The 856-nt window shown below is 65.4% G+C and carries 1 protein-coding gene; it reads left to right on the top strand.

Going from position 1 to position 856, the window contains the following annotated elements:
• Nucleotides 1-285: 285 nt before the first annotated feature.
• Nucleotides 286-856, top strand: a 571-nt coding sequence (locus NN4_RS44645; RefSeq protein ID WP_147144477.1) for a hypothetical protein, incomplete at its 3' end; no start/stop codon positions are given.

Genomic DNA, 856 nt, shown 5'->3' on the forward strand with positions numbered 1-856 from the left:
GAACCGTCCTGCCCAGCCTGAACCCATGCCGGCCACCGAGCGACCGCACCTCAGCGCGTGCACCGGCAGCGCTCGGATGCGGGCATTGATGAGCTGGGTTGATGTGACTTCACCGCTGAAGGAGCGCGACATCCACGCGGGCCGGGAACGGCCGCAGGATCACCGCACTTATAGCCGTGGAGGCGGCGTCCAGCGCAGCCGATAGGGCCTCGCGCTCGCCTTCCGACATGCCCCTAGACGTCGATAGCTGTCCGTCTCCGTGGGCGAGTCGTCCCGGAACTTTGAGTGCCATTGGTGGACAACGTAATCCGCTACTACCCGAAGGAAGGAAGTATGCCAATGACCACAACGCGAGAACATGAAACCGCAGCCGGTCCGCGCAGGGACCACAAGAAGAAGGCCCGCGCGGCGGGTCTGGAGCGGCGCGTCACCGCCATGCGCGGCGAGGGAGCGACCTACGACCAGATACGCGAAACGCTCGGAATCTCTGCTCGTGCAGTCGAATCCGTACTCGGCGAAGTTGCCGCCTTCCACGAACAAGGTCGCCCCCATGCCGACATCGGCGCTCTGGTTGGCCTGCCTCGCACGACCGTTCAGCGGCTCCTGAAGCACACTCGCGAGTCCCGGGTGAATGCACGGACCAATACAGCGGCGGCGCTGGTGGTGCAGATGTACGGGCTGCAAATCGACGTGCTCGCGGCGCTGCTGGGTATCGACATCACCCATGCCCGCACCCTGGCCAAGCAGCTGCGGTCCGACCGGTTGATGCTGCCGAAGCTGATCCAGGTCCAACCCGGGGAGAAGTGGCTCGTACCGACCCGCGAGACCGCGGGCAGCTATCTGGGGTGGATGCCCG

Origin of the sequence: Nocardia ninae NBRC 108245 (assembly GCF_007990755.1) — a bacterium.
Lineage (GTDB): Bacteria > Actinomycetota > Actinomycetes > Mycobacteriales > Mycobacteriaceae > Nocardia > Nocardia ninae.